The sequence below is a fragment of the Streptomyces sp. NBC_01723 genome (assembly GCF_036246005.1).
GTDB lineage: Bacteria > Actinomycetota > Actinomycetes > Streptomycetales > Streptomycetaceae > Streptomyces.
The window spans coordinates 6,345,351-6,360,856 of record NZ_CP109171.1 but is presented as its reverse complement, the minus strand read 5'-3'; the positions used below and the strand labels follow the sequence as shown (position 1 = coordinate 6,360,856).

The window sequence follows — 15,506 nt, the reverse complement described above, 5'->3', positions numbered from 1 at the left end:
GTTAGAGGCTGGCGAAGCAGCCGTTGAAGCCGATCCATGGCGGTTTCGCGGTGTTGCTGATGCCGTAGAGGGTGAGCTGGCCGCCGGTGGTGATGTCGAGCTTGAGGGTGATGCGGTCGGAGGCGACGTCGGAGCAGGGCACGACGATGGTTCGAAGCGTGGCCGGGCGCGCGTCGGCAGGCAGGGCGGTGCTGTTGATGGTGAAGTTGGCGGGGATCGTCCCGGGGTAGCTTGACCTGCCGATACCGCCCCGGAACATGATCGAGTCTTCGCCGAACAGGTTCACGATCCGGTACTGGAAGGTGCCCTGGCTGTTCCCGTTCTGGGACCAGCCGGACGACAGGGCGATGGTGGTCCAGGCCCGGTTGCCGACGGCGACGACCACCCACACGCCGTCGACGCGGAGTTCGAGGCGTCCCACATCGGCCAGCCAGGTGAGCATGCCGTCGACCGGCGCCTGATCGCCGACCATCCACGCGCCGCGCGCCGACGCCGACGCGTAGCGGAGGACGCCGCGCGGGATCACACCGTCCGCGATCGCCTTGATCGCGGCGGGAATGTCGGGGGCGTCAGTCATCTGCCAGAGGCCGATGTCCTGCCCATACTTGTCTGGTGCGGGCACGTGGCCCCCCCTTCCTTAGGTGAGCCGGTAGTGGCTGGCCACGTCGAACTCGGCCCACTTCTGGCCGGTGGAGGACAAGGTGCCGCTGAAGTCGCCGAGCGTGACCCGCCCGTCCGGGTAGAGCGTCATGACCCCGTAGAAGCCGAGAACAACCTGCACAGGGAACCGGCACTGGAATGCAGGCCGGGCCTCGGCCGGCAGCGTCGCCACGACCGTGCCCGACGGGAGGCTGCCCGACATGGCGGCCAGCCCGCACAGTGAGGCAGTCCCGTCATCCCAGATGCGGTAGGCGGGCGTGTAGTAGCCCGAAAGGACAGCCCAGCCCGACGACAGAGGAAGCGTCGTCCAGGAGCGGGTGGTTGCGGCGAGCCGGTTGAGGGCCACCCAGTTTCCGCTGCTGGACTGGCTGATGACGATGAAGTCGCCGACGGCTGGGCCTGTGTAGGGGGCGAGGCAGCGGATGCGTGGGATGCCGTCCGCTGTGATCGTGCCGTCGGTGTTGACGAGGGTGACAGTGGCGGTGCGCCAGTCCGCGCCGCGCACCGATGGTGTGGACTCCCCTGCCCGTGTGGCCTGCTGCTTCAGCGCGGCGGCGAGGTCGCGGCGGACAGCGGGTGCTGGCCGGTCGGGGCTGGTCACCCGTCCTCCTTCGCGGAGATCGTAGAGATCGGGAGGTCCCCGTCGTGGGACAGCGGCACCGTGAACGCGGCGACCTGGTGCAGTTCGCGGGTGCCGTCCTCGTGGGTGACGCGGATGACGTCGCCGGGCTCGAGTGCAGGGTTCGGCAGGGCGGAGATGTCGCCGGTAGCGTTGGGCGTCTTGGCCTGGCGGAGTTTCAGCACGGCGGCCTGCTGGCAGGCGGCGAGCGTCGTCAGCGTGCTCGACGAGTAGAAAGACGGCCGGCGCCCGAACGGGCCGCCCCAGTAGGTGGGGCTGCCGGTGTCGTCGTCGGTGGCCAGCCAGGACACGGGCGGAGCGAACTCGCTGGTGTTCTCGCCGCGGGCCAGGACGCCGTTGAAGACGTTGTCGCTGTTCATGGCCCGGTTGGCTTTGATGTAGACGCCGCCCTCGGTGGCCTCAACGGCCCACACCGGCTCTGCCGTCAGCAGGTCTGGCAGTGCGGCGATCACGAACACGCCGTCGGCATTGCAGTACACCTCGGCACCGGCAGCCGCCGCGATCTCCTGCGCGCCGGCCCACGGATCGGCCTCCACATCGAACGTGCGCCGGCCGATCGCGGCATCGTCGACGAGCGCGATGACGTCCGCGTCCGGCAGGCTGCGCTGGATGAGGGCGGTGACCGCGCCGACGACGGTGCCGGTCGCCGAGTACGGCTCGGTGAACTTGTCGTCGGCGACGCACGCCGAGAGGTCTTTGCCTTGCATGTTGACGGGGCCTTCGTTGACGTCGCCGTCGACGGAGTCCAGGCGGAACACGCCCAGCGGCACCAGCTCCGGGGCGTCCGGGTTGCCGTAGTCGACGCCGCGGGAGACACGCATTCGGGCTCCGTAGGTGGCGAGCTGGTCCGTGGGTGTACGGGGGATGACGGCCGGGTCGGCGACGGTGACGGTGCAGGTGCGGCGGATGGCCTGCCCGCGGTCCACCGTCACCGAACCGCCGGTGTGCTCCAGGTCGACAACCTCACCGGTCGTCAGGAACAGCTGAACCCTGGTCGCGACACGGTGGCCTTCGGCGAGGCGGGCGAGGAACCTGTCCGACACGGGGTACACGGCGTCACCCCATTCGCAGGTCGAGCAGCAGATCCTCGCTGGTCGCGTACACGTCCAGGACATCCGCGCACGTCGCGAATTCGGCGACGACGTCCTGCCAGGTACGGCCTGCTGCCCCGTTGACGCCGGTCGTGACCGGCATGTCTTGCTCGGTCGACGGAAGTGTCCAGGCCCGCCACTGCTCCTGTGCGAGCCTTCCGATGCGGCCCTCGGTGATGGTGGCGACGGAGATGTACATGTCGGTGACGCCCATGCCCGGTACGGCCTGCCACAGCAGGGTGTTCCCGGAGTCCAGGAGGAGGTGCAGGGCTTCGCGTTCGGCGTCGGTGCGGGTCCAGATGGCGAGGTCGCCCTCCAAGCCCTGCCGCCGCCCGGACAGAACAACCTTGTTGCGGCGTCCGCGGACCACAAAGGATGCCTGCTCGATGGGGCGCTGCCAGTCCGGCGGGCTCTGCATGACGACCATGCAGTTCCGCTGGGGGTTCCCCGGGTCCTTGATCCAGGCGAGGTTGATGTCGTCGAGGGTCAGCATCACCGGGTCCGACGACCTGGTGGATGCGAGGACCCCTGGGGCGCTGTACAGCTCGATGCGGTAGAAGACTGTGACGCCGAGCGGCGCCTCGTGATCCTCCAGGACCATCGCGTCGCCGGTGACCTCCTGCTGGCTGATCAACCCCGACGTGCCGCGCACCAGTGTCCGCGCCCCGTCCGAGGTCATCCGGTACACGCTGACCAGGTAGCCGTCGGGGAGTTCCCGCAGCGTCAGACGGATGTAGCCGTCGCCTGGCACAGCCTCCACCGCGGTCAGCGGAAGCACCTGCCACAGGGCGACCGCATCCACCCACAGCGCCGCCGCTGTAGAACCCGCCACCCCCACAACCTCAACCGCGGCCTGAGTAGCGCTGGCCGGGGCGACCGCATCCGACGTGAGGAGGTACCAGGATCCTGCCGGGACGGCGTAGGTGTTGCCGGTGCTGGTGCCGAGGCTGACGCTGCCTGCGTCGTACCAGCGGACCCGCACCGTCACCGTCGTCCACGTGCCGGTGGAAATCTTGGTGATGATCTGTGCCCGCCAGTTCACGCCCTCCGTGACGGGTACGAGCGGGGACCGGATCGTGGACGTGGCCGCGGTCGCCGACGACACGGTCAGTGCGTAGCTGCCGGTGATCCCGGCCGCGCCCCACGGTGTGGACCTGGCGAGTGTCGCCGGGCCGGTAGTGGTCGTCCAGCCTCCGGTGTCCTGTTCGAAGCTGCCGCTGGCGTAAGGCAGCACAGTGCCGGTGACGAGCGGCGGCAGCGACCGCACCACCACGGTTTCCAGGCGCAGCACCTGCCCTGCCGCAGCACCGTCCAGCCCCGCGGCGAACCCGCAGGTCGCCGCGTTCGCCGGGGCGACAGCGGACACGAGCTGCCGGTAGAACCCGACGCCAGGGGCGGCCAGGGCTGCACGGGTGGCCTGGACCTGGTTGCCGTTGCTGTCGTAGAAACGCAACTCGATCCAGGCGGCGGACGCCATCGTCGGCGGCTGCAGGTAGGCGTGCCCCAGGTACTCGGCGCCCGGTGTGACAGTGGGCCGGTCCACCGAACGGACTGCCGCGTTGCCCGCCGCCGTAGCCGTGACGGCGAGAGTGTGACCACCCGCCCAATACCAGTCCACCGACCACGGGGCTACCGGCACCTGCCGGGAGATCGTGGCGTTGACCTCGGACACCCAGCCGGTGGCATCGATCTCAGTCGATTCGGTTCCGAAGCCAAACAGGTTGCCCGTCGTCCTCACCGGCAGACCGAGGTAGACGTTCTCGAAGTAGGAGATGACGTTCGGCGCGGCCGGGGTCATCATCGACAGGACGACCTGCGCCTTGGCGGCGCCGACCGGTGCGGCCCCGGCGACGCTGATCCGATGCCACGACGCCGAGGCTGCCATCGTCGTCAGCGACCAGGTAATGCTGATCTCAGTGCCTGTGATGGCGAGCCAGCGGATGCCGATGCGCTCCGGGACGGTCGCCCCGGAGGCGTCGGCGAACGCCTGGTAGGTGACCCCGGCGGTGATCGTGTAAGAGGTGACGGTGCGGGCCTGCGCCTCGCCCGCAGCAATCGACTTGACGGCAAGGCAGCCGTCACCGTTCCGGCCGCCCGCCCCCTTGCTGGTCGTCGCATTGAGCTTGGCCGTCCACCCGGAGGTGTTGGGGTCGACCATCTCGGTGGTCGGGCTGAGGAGGTTCCCGGGGATCGCCAAGGTGGCCTCCTCAGTTCGCGTTGATGACGGAGATCAGTTCCTGCTGGTTGCGGTGGACGCAGACGTCGATGAAGTCGGCGAGCGCCCGGTCCTGCGTGTTGATCTCCACGGTGATGGGTCCATCGCTGCCGCCCGCGCGGGCCAGAGCGTTGAACTGCGACCCGGTCAGCACCGGCTCGGGCCTGCCCGTTCCGTTGTAGGCGAGGTTGAAGCCGGGCTGGAGCATGCCGCCGTTGTCGTACTTGCCGGGCTGGAACCCGTACCAGTCGGTGAACAGGGAGTCCTTGTAGCCGCGGGCCCTGCTGCCGACGATGACGCCGTCTCCGCCGCGGGACTCGACGTTGGTTTTGCCGATGGTTCCCGCGGTGTGGCCGACACCGGCGTTGGTGATGCCGATACGGAACGCGGACGCGCCGTTCTTCTCCCAGCCGGGTGGAGCGGTCCGGCCCGAGAAGGAGCCGGTCGCCCACCTGCGGTGCGGCTTCTGACCTCGGATAACGGACTCGATCGCCGACATGAAACCAGAGCAGTCCCACGAGGGGTTGCCGTTGCCGCCCCACTGATAGGGCAGGCCGTTCTGGGTCTTCGCCCACTTGAGTGCGGCCTGGATGCGGGGGCCGCCGATGCCTCCGCCGCCCTTCTTGTCGGCCTCCTTGGAGTAGCCGAACAGCGCGTCGATGATCCCGTCGGGGATGTGGCGGACCAGCTTCCCGAACCCGGTGTCCATGCCCGGGAAGCGCTTCAGTAGCGGGTCGACGACGTTCTTGACGCCCGCCCGAGCGGACGCCTCCAAGCCGTCCTTCAGCCAGGACGCGGCCTCTTTGACCTTGTTCCAGGCTGCCGAGCCGGCGCCGACCGCAGCCGACGCCGTGCTCTTGATCCAGCCGAAGATGCCACCGTCCGCGAACCGCTGCACCGGGAGCACGCCGCCGCCGGAGTAGCGCAGCGACCGGTCCGTCGGCGTCGACGGGTTCCCGCCGAACACCGGAGCCAGGGCCGCCTTCACGCCCTGCGCGCCCTGCGACTTCGCGATGCTGTTCATCGTGCCGACGAAACCGGAGCCGACCGCCCGGGTGAACTCCGGCCGCATGATGGCCTCGCCACCCGACAGCTCCAGTGCGCCGCCCGTCGGCGACAGGAAGCGGTGCACGTCCCGGCCTGGCGTGTAGCCGGGCATGATGCCGCCCGACGCGAACGTGAACTTGTCGAGCTTTTTCGCGCCGAACGCCGAGGCGACCTTGTTCCAGACGCCACGGATACCGTTGTTGTAGACGGTGTCGACGATGAACTGCACCGGGCGCCGGGCCACATCTCGGATCCGGTCCCACGCCGTCTTGATCGCGCTCACCGCGGTGCTGAACGCGCCGGACAGGCTCTTGACGACGCCCTTGAACGAGTCGAACGTCGGCTTGATGCTGCGCTGCCACGCGTTTCGGCCTGCCGCGGAGATGTTGTCCCAGGCCGGCTTGATGGCCTCCCGGTACAGCCAGCGTGCGGCGGCACCGAGTGATTTGATGTCGGCGACGAACCCCTTGAAGATCGGCTTGAGGATCGTTTCCCACATGTACTTCCCGGCAGCCTGAATACCCTGCCAGGCGGGCTTGATCGCCCCGTTGTACAGCCACTTCGCCTTGTCGCCGATCTGCTGGAACGCGGGCTTGAGCGCCGTATTCCACAGCCAGCGTCCGGCCGCACCGATGCCCTCGAAGGCAGGCTTCAGCGCGGTGGTCCACAGCCACTTGCCGACCGCGGCGAGGACTTTGAATCCGACGACGAGCGGCCCCACCAGCAGCGTGAGAACGACGATGGCCAGGTACTTCGCGGCCGTCATGATCCCGTCGAAGGCTGGTTTGATCGCGTTGTTCCACATCCACAGCGCGACCGCAGCGACCTTCTGCCAGTACGCGATGATGAAGCCGACATAGGGCTTGATGACCGTGTTCCACAGCCACATGACCGCCGTGCCGATGCCGGAGAACACCGGCTTCAGGACGGTGCTCCACAGCCACAGAGCCCCAGAGCCGACCATCTTCCAGTAGGCGATCAGGAAGCCCAGGTACGGCTTGAGGATCGTCGTCCACAACCAGGTGACGATCTTCCCGAACCAGTCGAAGAACGGCTTGAGGGCCGTGTTCCACAGCCACATCGCCCCGGCCTGGATGCCCGACCAGACCGCCTGGACGCTGTTACGGAACCAGTCGAACTTCTTGTACGCGTAGATGAAGATCGCAACCAGGGCGATCACCGCGATGACGATCAGCGTCAGCGGGTTCGCGGCCACCGCAGCGTTGAACGCCCACAGGGCGATCGTCCACAGCTTCGTCGCGAGGATGATGCCGTAGATGGCCAGGACGAACCCGGGTGCGGTGTCGGCGACGATGGCGATGGCCTCCGCCATGGCGCCCAGGATTCGCAGCAGCGGCCCCGAGAGCGGCGACAGGGCCTGCCCGACGCTCAGGAACGCGGCGCCGATCTTCCCGAACGTGTCGGCAAGCTGCGGGCCCATCCTTGCCGAGTAGTCCAGGAACCGCTCAAATTCCGGGCCCCCCTTGAGGCCGGTCCCCCAGTCGGCGAACCGCCCCGTGATGTCCTGCATGCGCGTCGAGATGGAGTCCATGTGCGGCAGGAATGCCTGGACGATCCCGGCCATGCCTTTGAACACGCGGCCGAAGGAAACCCCCAGCCCGGTGATCGCCGGGCCGACAGAGCCCTGCAGATCCTTCTTGAACCCCTGCCACCACGGCGACTTGAAGCCGCGCGACACCCGATCCTGCAATCCGCTAATCGCATCAGCGGCAGCCAGAACGAACGGCGTCAGACCCGGAAGGGCCTTCCGCATCCCCACCAAAGCCCGCGTGAAGATCGGCATGACGGCCGGCTGCAGACTCTTCGACCACGCCGAGAACGCGTCCTTCAGCCCGAGGACCGCGTCATACGTTTCCCGCGCGGCCGGCGTCAGCTTCGCCAGCTCGGCCTGATACTTGGCCTGCGCGATGGCAGCCTGATCAACGCCCCCGGCCGCAGACTGCGACGCGGAGGCAATCTGGCGCTGAGCCGACGCGATCGAATCCGCCGCCGACTCCTGCGCCGCCACCAGACTCTCCTGGGCGCGGGCAACCGACCGGGCCCCGTCCTCCTGGGTGCGGGCCACATTGCGCTGCGCCTCAGCCACACGATCCTGCGCCTCAGCGATGTCCCGCTGTGACTGGACCGCTTGCCGTGCGGCATCCTCGCGGGCCTTCCCCAGGGCACGCTGCTGGTCGCCGACACGCTTCTCGGCGTCCTCCAGGCGCTCCTGGGCGTCCCGGACGCGTTCCGAGCCGTCCACCCCCGCTATGTCCGCGGCGGTCTTGTCGGCGGCGAGCTGCTTCGTCTCGGACTGCTGGTCCTTGAGACGCTGCACCGCCTGGTCGTAGGCCAGCTGGGCGCGCTGCCGCTCCAGCTCGGTGGCGGTCGACCCTTCTACCTGGGTGGCGCGGAGCCGCTTTTCCGCCTCCTGCACGGCCAGCGTCGCGTCCCGCTCCGACAGCTTCGCGTTGGCGAGCTGGGACTCCATGTCGGCCAGTTCCTGCGCCGCCGCAGCACGGGCCTCGGTCAGATCCTCCTGAGCACGGACCGCGTCCCGCTGGGCGTCCGCCAGCGACTCCTCCGCCGACCGGACCTGCTCGGCGGCCTGCCGCTGCCGGTCCGCGGCCTGCTGCACGGCATCCGCCAGACCGCGGCGGGCATCCACGACCTGGTCGGCGGCACGCTCATTCGCCTCCGCCGCGTTCCGTACCGCGTCCGAGACGCTCTGCTCGGCCTGCTTGATCTGCCGGGCAGCGTTTCGGTGCGCCGACGCCAGAGACTGCTGGGCGCCCGCCATCTGCTGCGCCTTCTGAGCCCCCTGCGCGGCGGCCTGCCCGCCCTGCAGCGACGCCTGCGTCGAAGCATCCTGGGCGGCCTTCTGCGCCTGCATGACCTTGCCCATCTGCATGAACGCAGGCACGGCCACCAAGGCGATGCTGCCGATACCAACCGCCGCAGCCGTAGCTGCAGCAGCAACCGCACCCAGGCCCGCCGCGGCCACAGGCAGCACCGGCAGCAGCGCCGGCCCGAACGCCAACGCCGACGCCACCAGCAGCTGCATCCCGGACACGCGGACGTTGACGTTCGCCGTCTGACCATCCAGGCGGTTGACCATCGCCTGCACAGTCGCGAGCTGGGCCGCCGCCGCACCGGTGTCGACGCGGATCGCGACGTCAGCATCAGACGCAGACAGAGCCTGCAGCCTGGCCTGGATCGCCTCTATGCGGGCCGTGGCGGTGGCGACGTCCATGTCGACGCCGATCCGCACATCCCTCAGCGCGGTCAGCTGCGCGCGCAGCCGGGCGATCTCGACCTCGGCTGCGGACGAGTCCGCGCGCAAGTTGATGTTCGGGAGGGACGCCTCAGCGGCCTGCACCTGAGCCCGAAGCCGCTGCCCGAATGTGCCGTCCGTCTCCACCCTGCCCCGGGCCGGGTCACGCGTGGTGTCGTCGATCTGCTGCTGCAGCAGCTGAAGCTGGGCGATCGCCGCGGCCGTGTCCGCGCGCACTGCAACGTCCGGGTGGGCGGCGCCGATCCGGCGCAGCCGCTCCTCGATGTCCGCCGCCTGCGCCCGCGCCGTAGCAGCGTCGATGTCGATGCCGACGGTCTTGCCGGCCAGCGACTCCAAGCGGGCCCGGAGCCGTGCCAGGTCCGCGTCGATACCGGTGTCGGAAAGGCGGACGTCCAGGCGGGGCATGCTGCGGAACGCGGCCTCCAGCCGTGCCCGCAGCGACCGGGCGAACGCACCGCCAGCCTGCTCCCCACCCCTAGTAGCGGCAGGGCGGGCCGCACGAGCACCGTTCTGGATGCCGTCCCGGACCGCAGGCGTGATGTGCGTGGCGATCTGGCGGCCGATGATCCGGCCGACCTCGTCCCCGATCGCCGACGCCGGAGGCACCAGCGCCGCACGCAGCCGCGACTGGATACCGGACGCATTCGGCAGAACATCGACCTCAACGGAGCCGACGGAGATAGCAGGCACCAGGAGCCTCCTCCCGGCGCCCCTATGCGGCGCCCCCTTGCAGCAGTTCAAACAGCCGGTTCGCGGACGTCTTCGTGAGCGTTGCTGTCTTCTTCCGCGACCCCGCACCCGGCCGGCGCATCGGCTCAGGCGGATCCGGCCGCTTGCTCTTCTTCTCGGTGTTGATGCAGATCAGCAGATACTCCAGGCGGCGGATCGCGTCGACGTTCGCGGCCACCAGCTGCTCGAGCTGTGACCAGCGGCCCTTCTCCGGCTCGCCCTTGTCGGCCTGAGCGTCCAGCTCCGCCTGCGACAGGCTGTTGCGGAGGGCGGTCATGGTGTGTGACTCCGGCGGCAGATGCTCGATGAGCACGCGCAGCCACCGCCATGACCGGCGGCCCGCCAGCACGTCAGCAATGTCGTACTGGCGGTCGATCAGGTCGGCCTCTACCGCCTCCGGGTGCGCCCGCCAGATCGCGACGGTCCCCCGGACTTTCCCAGGGACTCCCCCGAGCGGCGGCCCGCATCCTCCAGGAACTCCTCCCACTCCCGCAGTGTGGGATCGACATCGATGTAGAAGTCGAAGTCCTCCGGGTGCAGGATCTTCTCGGCGAAGAAGTCGATCTGGCCCTGGCCCAGGGCGCGCTGCCACGACGCACGCCACGCCGCTGGCGGCACGACCTGCACTTCCTCGCCGCAGAGGGTGGCGGTGACGTAGTGGCCTTCCGCCTCGATCTCCTGTGCGTCCGACGCCGACACCTCGACGTCGTCCGTCTCCGGCTCGACATCCGGCTCAACCGCCCGGCGGCTGGTCGCGGGACGGGACGCGGCGCGTGCCCCGCTTCGGGGCTTCCTGCTGCTGCTCGTGCTCTTGCTCGTGGTTGCCACGGCGCGGGCTCCTCATCTCTCAGGCGCGGGCGTGGGAAGGGGGAAAGGTGGGCGGGCCGGGCCCGCGCCGACGGTGATCGGCCCGCCCACCAGCTCAGGAACCGGTGTAAGCCTCGGTCTCAGGCACCCGGTCGAAGTGGTAGACGGTGTTACCGCTGAGGTCCGGGTAGGCGGTGATCGTCCACTCGAAGCCCGCGACCTCGTCCTGCTTGTGAGACACGTCCGAACGCTCGGTGATCTCGCCCTCCGGCACGTAGAAGCCGCGCTGGAAGTTGTCGCCGTCCAGGACGACGAACCAGAACGCGCGCCGGTCCGGCTGCGGCGACGCGGTCTCCGCGAACGTCGTCAGCCCAGACGCCGGAGTCAGATCCGCGGCATCCAGCCGGTACTGCAGGGCCTGCACCGTCGTCCGGCCCGTCTCCCACACCGTCAGCCCGAACGTCCGCAGCGACGAGGTGATGGTGGTGCGGATCGGCGCCGTGTAGCCCCACGGCGTGAAGCTCTCGCTGTCCTCCTCGAAGCCCTGCGTGAGGCCGTCGTCCGAGATCGCGCCCAGCGGCAGCCACGGGGCCAGCGGTTGGATCGCCGGATCGCCCGGCGAGGTCGTTCCCAGCGGGGCGGTCCAGCCGGCGCCGTTGGCTCCCACTTCGAGGAGGTCCGCAGCGCGGGTGATGTTGACCATGATGTCTCCAGACATGCGTGAAGCCCGCGCACGGGCGGGTACTGAGGGGGCCTGGCGCGGGCCGAACAGCCGGTCAGGAAACCGGGTGACAGAAGATCTCGAAGGTTCCGCCCACACGGCGGAGTCCGGTGTTCTCGTAGGGTCGGGCAGCAGGCAGGGTGACGACACCGGCACGGCTGATGGTCAGCGTGCTGGTGGTGGAGCCGCGAAGCTCCCGCTCTACCCAGGCGACGGTCTCGCGGGCCAGAGTGAAGGCCTCCGCCCGGGTGGCCGCGTACACGTCGATGTCGACGAGCATCCGCGCCAAACGGCCAGCAGCCAGGTCACCACCGGGGATCTGCGTGATCTGGATCGTCGGCAGCTCCTCGAGGAGGCCGTTGTCGAGTTCGTCGCGGACCACGACATCCTGCCAGCGGGCCTGCGCACGTGGGATCAGCTCGCCCTCGATGTCGACGACGACGGTCACTGGTTCCGCCCACCCACCCGCGCAGCCCGCAGCAGCACGTGATGTGCAGTGACCTTCTCGGTGCCGTACTCCACATAGCGGGCGTAGTAGGCGGTGTTGCGGACGTACCCCACAGCGCGGTCCCGGCGACGGCCGCCGCGGGAGGTGCTGTCCGTCTCCCAGGACTCCTTGTAGTGGCCCGGGTCAGGGCTGTTCTGGTCGACGGGCGAGATCGACACTGCGACGCCCTTGATGACCTCGGCGCGGCGCAGCATCTCCGCCTGCATGCCAGGCATTCGCAGCATCTTGCCGATGCCCTTGCGCTTCACTTTGAACTTGGCGGCCACGAGCACCTCCTTCGGTCAGCCGGTGACTCGGTCGGCGGCGAACTGGATGACACCGCGGGTGCCGGTGAACGGGCTGCGGCCCCAGTCGCCGGGCTCGCCGGTGATCTCGCAGTCGACGCCGCGAATCCGCGCCTTGTCCGTCGTCCGCAGCGGCATGCCGGGCTGGTCGGCGGGCGCGTACACAGTCCAGCCGACGATGACCGTGTCCCGCTCCTGCTGCTGCGAGCCGCCCACCTGAGGCGTCTCCGCTCGCGGCGACACCACACAGCCCGGCACGTCGAACGACTCGTCCACGCCCGGAAGGGGCTGGCCGCGGCCGTCCCGCAGCACCTTGCCGTCCGGGCCCCGCGGCGGATCCCCAGTGCGGACGATGCGCACCGTCTCCCCGAACGGGTACGGGGCCGGCATCAGTAGCCCCAGCCCGGTTCGAACTCGTCGGCGAACCCGGCGTCGTCGATCGGCCACGTCGGTGACGGATCCGCTGTGTCCGGTGTCGGGTCGATCGTGAACGCCCCACCCCGGCCCGCGAGCGACTTCAGCGCGGACTTGTCGGCCTTCGTCAGGTACAGGCCGCCAGATCCCTGCGGGCGCTGCACCGACATCGGGCCGATCGTCTCGTAACTGACCTGCTGCGGGTTGACGTAGGCACGGCCTGCCACCGACAGTACGACCGCCTCCGCGCCCTCCGGGAGCGGCTTCACGATCGTCTGGCAGAGAGCCGTAGCCGACGCGATCAGCAGGTCGGCGCGGTCGCCTTGGATCTCACCCAGCCCCAGATAGAGGCCGAGCTGCTCAGCAGTCGGAGGGACGAATGCCATGACGCCCTCCTCAGGCCAGAGACTCCACAGCGCCACACCAGGCCGCCAGATCCGCAGTCGGATCAAGCTCAGCCGACCGGGCCTTCGCCCGCTTCGACGCGAGCCGGTACTCGGCAGGCGCTGCGAGCTTTCGCAGCACCGCCTCATAGCCCGGCACGTCATTCCGGTCGACGAAGATGCCGGCCTCACCGAGGGACTCGCACAGCCCCGGCGTGGGGTGTGCGACCACAGGGATACCGCTGGCCAACGCCTCGACGCCGGCCCGGCCCCACGACTCGTAGGACGACGGCATCAGCAGCACCCGAGTGCGGGCGTACACCCGGTCCCGCATGTCCTCGCCACGCACGTGGTCGACAATCTCGACGTTCGGCAGGTCCGGGAGTATCTGCTCACCGTAGGCGCCCTTCACGGCGAGGAACTGCTGGTCCGGCATCCGCTCGGCGAGAGCCGCAAGAACCTTGCCGCCCTTCTCCGCATTGCAGTTGATCAGCGTGATCGCCTTGCCCGGCTTCGCCGCGTACTCGCCAGCGAACACCGGCGGACGCACCACCAGCGCCCGCTCGGGGCGGACCGCCTTCGGGTACTCGGCGAAGAACAACTCCGCCTCCCGCTCCATCCAGGAGCTGTTGTACACCGCCAGCGCCGTCCCGCCCGCAGCAGCGTCCCGAAAGGTGGGCCGGTGCGTGTTGTGGCACACCACCACCATGGGCTTCCCGTACCCGCGGGCCAGCGACGCCGTCGACGGCACAGTCTCCAGATGCGCAAGCAGCACATCCGCCTTGCGCACCGCCGTCGGGAAGTCGAGCCGTGACTCCAGAGGGACGACCTTGATGCCGTGGTACTCGTACTCCTTGTGCGACTTGCCGTAGCGGGACAGCCACACCTGCACGTCGTGCCCGCGTTCCACTAGCGGCCGGAGCATGGACACGAGCATGTGCTCGGCGCCCGCGTTGTGCTCCGGCGGCATCAGATGCACACGGGCCACGATCTTCAGGGGCTTGGCTGCCCCGCCCGGCGCGGAAGCCGGGACAGCCGTAGCCATCAGGTGCCCGAGGGGGTGCCGGTGTACTTCACGAAGGCGTCGACGTCGCCGAGGACGAAACCGTAGTAGGCCTCCGCGAGGATCAGCACCAAGTTCTCCTGGAAGGCGGAGTGGACACCGCCCTCCTCGTCCACGTAGGTCGCCTGGTCGGAGATCCGCACGGTGATGTCCATGCCGACGCCGTAGGCCGCCTGCGACCAGTCGCCGCCGATCGCCCGGAGACCCGAGTCCACCGACGCCGACTGCCGACGCTGCTTACCCGACACCGAGCGGGAGTAGGCGAGCGGCTCACCGATCAGCGTGCCCGCCGCCGCCATGTTCGTGCCCGGCGTCTGCGTGTCCACCAGGATCGGACGGCCCGTGGTGTCCGTCGCCAGCAGCAGCGACGGCTTCAGCCGGTGGTCCGCGACCGTACCGGTGTAGTCCCAGTCGGAGTCGACGACCTCGGCCATGCCGTTGACGAAGTCGGCCCAGATGCCGCCCTGCGCCTGCGTGGCCGTGCCCAGCGCCACCGAGTTGCTGGTGGCGGCGAGGTACTCGGTGAACGGGCCGGTGGCGCCCTTCATCGTCTTGCCGTGGATCGTGGCGTGGTCGAAAGCGCGGGCGAACGCTGTCGGCAGATCCTTCTGCAGCTGGTCGTACAGGCCGCCCGCGTTGGTCTTCGCGACCTCCATCGCGACCGGGATCAGCACGGCGACCTTCTTCGCCTGCATCTGCTTGACGTCGACGCCGCCCGTCGACAGGGGCTTCTTCGCCGCCTGCCCCACCCAGTCCGCGACCGGGACGTCCATGGGGATCGGCACCGACGTGGTGGCGTCCAGGGCCAGCGGCGCCGGACGGGCCAGCTGCATGACCGCCGACGCTTCGACGGACTTCTCGAAGATCGGCGCGGTGATCGTGCGGGGCAGGAGCGCGCCATCCACATTGGACAGCGTCAGGGGGGCGGTGACCGCCATGATGTCTCTTCTCCCGAAGCTACGTGAGCTTCGAACTCAGCCACCCCGCGAACTCGTCGCGAGGATTGGGGGCCTGCTTCTTGTTGGCACCGGACGCCTGTGTGCGGTCCGGTGCGGGACGCCGCGGGCCCTCCTGGGGCTGGGTCTTCGCCCAGTGCGGCTTGCGCTCCAACAGCGCCTGAAGATCCGCCTCAATAGCGGACGCGTCGATCACACCCGACTCGTCGATGTACGACGACAAATCCAGCTGCCCGACCGCATCCTCCGGATCGGTGAACGCAGCCCGCTCCCCCACCTGCGCGCCGGCCAGAGCCTGCACGCGCGCCTCAACGAGGCTCCTGCGGGTCGCGGCGATCTGCTCGTTCGCCTGGGCCAGCTGGTCAGTGAGGCGCTCGGTCTCCGACTTCTTCGCGTCCTCGAACTCCTTGGCCTTCTGCGCCAGCGGTTCGAGTTCCTTCAAACGCTTGCGGAGGTTCGCTGCCTCGCTGTTCTTCTTCCGCAGTTCAGCCTCGAACTTCTTCCGGTCGAACGGCTTTCCCTCGTCGCCAGACTCCGCCTCCTGGGCGTCGTCCTGCTGCTCGGTGCCGTCCGCCTCGGTGGCCGTCTCCTCGACGGTCTCCTCGGTTCCGGTGTCCTGCTGCTCGCTGGTCTGCTCGTTCTCTTCGGGCATGACAGATCGGCCCTCCAGGGGCTGGGAAACGGGGAAGGCCG

Annotated in this window: 15 protein-coding genes; all 15 read right to left on the bottom strand. The window is 69.1% G+C overall.

The features are described from left to right. Position 1: 1 nt before the first annotated feature. Entirely contained in the window at positions 2-622 is a 621-nt protein-coding gene (locus OIE75_RS29875; protein ID WP_329472769.1) for a hypothetical protein, read from the bottom strand. Between the two features lie 15 nt (positions 623-637). After that, positions 638-1,261, bottom strand: a complete 624-nt coding sequence (locus OIE75_RS29870; protein WP_329472768.1) for a hypothetical protein — start codon at positions 1,259-1,261, stop codon at positions 638-640. Further along, complete coding sequence (locus OIE75_RS29865) at positions 1,258-2,343, bottom strand: DUF5047 domain-containing protein (protein WP_329472767.1); 1,086 nt, start codon at positions 2,341-2,343, stop codon at positions 1,258-1,260. The genes OIE75_RS29870 and OIE75_RS29865 overlap by 4 nt, the downstream gene beginning before the upstream one ends. A 13-nt stretch (positions 2,344-2,356) precedes the next feature. Further along, on the bottom strand, positions 2,357-4,588 hold the full coding sequence (locus OIE75_RS29860) for a hypothetical protein (RefSeq protein ID WP_329472765.1): 2,232 nt from the start codon (positions 4,586-4,588) through the stop codon (positions 2,357-2,359). 10 nt (positions 4,589-4,598) lie between these two features. Continuing rightward, a complete protein-coding gene (locus tag OIE75_RS29855) occupies positions 4,599-9,638 on the bottom strand; it encodes a hypothetical protein (RefSeq protein ID WP_329472764.1) in 5,040 nt (1,679 codons plus the stop codon). Between the two features lie 22 nt (positions 9,639-9,660). Next, the gene (locus OIE75_RS29850) at positions 9,661-9,990 is read right to left on the bottom strand and encodes a hypothetical protein (protein WP_329472763.1); all 330 of its coding nucleotides are present in this window, start codon (positions 9,988-9,990) and stop codon (positions 9,661-9,663) included. 74 nt (positions 9,991-10,064) lie between these two features. Then, entirely contained in the window at positions 10,065-10,505 is a 441-nt protein-coding gene (locus OIE75_RS29845) for a hypothetical protein (RefSeq protein WP_329472762.1), read from the bottom strand. Positions 10,506-10,599: 94 nt separating this feature from the next. Beyond that, positions 10,600-11,202, bottom strand: coding sequence for a phage tail tube protein (locus tag OIE75_RS29840; protein WP_329472761.1), 603 nt, complete (start codon positions 11,200-11,202; stop codon positions 10,600-10,602). Positions 11,203-11,260: 58 nt separating this feature from the next. Next, complete coding sequence (locus tag OIE75_RS29835; protein WP_329472760.1) at positions 11,261-11,653, bottom strand: hypothetical protein; 393 nt, start codon at positions 11,651-11,653, stop codon at positions 11,261-11,263. Continuing rightward, positions 11,650-11,979 (bottom strand): HK97 gp10 family phage protein, encoded by a 330-nt coding sequence (locus OIE75_RS29830; protein ID WP_329472759.1) that lies wholly within the window; start codon positions 11,977-11,979, stop codon positions 11,650-11,652. Before OIE75_RS29830 ends, OIE75_RS29835 begins: the two co-directional genes overlap by 4 nt. A gap of 15 nt (positions 11,980-11,994) precedes the next feature. After that, positions 11,995-12,387 (bottom strand): hypothetical protein, encoded by a 393-nt coding sequence (locus OIE75_RS29825; RefSeq protein WP_329472758.1) that lies wholly within the window; start codon positions 12,385-12,387, stop codon positions 11,995-11,997. Beyond that, positions 12,387-12,797, bottom strand: coding sequence for a hypothetical protein (locus tag OIE75_RS29820; protein ID WP_329472757.1), 411 nt, complete (start codon positions 12,795-12,797; stop codon positions 12,387-12,389). The genes OIE75_RS29825 and OIE75_RS29820 overlap by 1 nt, the downstream gene beginning before the upstream one ends. Before the next feature lie 10 nt (positions 12,798-12,807). Beyond that, positions 12,808-13,782: a glycosyltransferase family 4 protein gene (locus OIE75_RS29815; protein ID WP_329472756.1), complete on the bottom strand. Its 975-nt coding sequence runs from the start codon at positions 13,780-13,782 to the stop codon at positions 12,808-12,810. Between the two features lie 56 nt (positions 13,783-13,838). Continuing rightward, positions 13,839-14,795, bottom strand: a complete 957-nt coding sequence (locus tag OIE75_RS29810) for a phage major capsid protein (protein WP_329472755.1) — start codon at positions 14,793-14,795, stop codon at positions 13,839-13,841. Between the two features lie 19 nt (positions 14,796-14,814). Continuing rightward, positions 14,815-15,465: a hypothetical protein gene (locus OIE75_RS29805; protein WP_329472754.1), complete on the bottom strand. Its 651-nt coding sequence runs from the start codon at positions 15,463-15,465 to the stop codon at positions 14,815-14,817. Positions 15,466-15,506 lie beyond the last annotated feature (41 nt).

Coding starts and splice junctions, on each gene's coding strand:
- OIE75_RS29810 (WP_329472755.1), bottom strand. CDS start 14,795: ATGGCGGTCACCGCCCCCCTGACGCTGTCCAATGTGGATGGCGCGCTC.
- OIE75_RS29820 (WP_329472757.1), bottom strand. CDS start 12,797: ATGGCATTCGTCCCTCCGACTGCTGAGCAGCTCGGCCTCTATCTGGGG.
- OIE75_RS29825 (WP_329472758.1), bottom strand. CDS start 12,387: ATGCCGGCCCCGTACCCGTTCGGGGAGACGGTGCGCATCGTCCGCACT.
- OIE75_RS29840 (WP_329472761.1), bottom strand. CDS start 11,202: ATGTCTGGAGACATCATGGTCAACATCACCCGCGCTGCGGACCTCCTC.
- OIE75_RS29805 (WP_329472754.1), bottom strand. CDS start 15,465: ATGCCCGAAGAGAACGAGCAGACCAGCGAGCAGCAGGACACCGGAACC.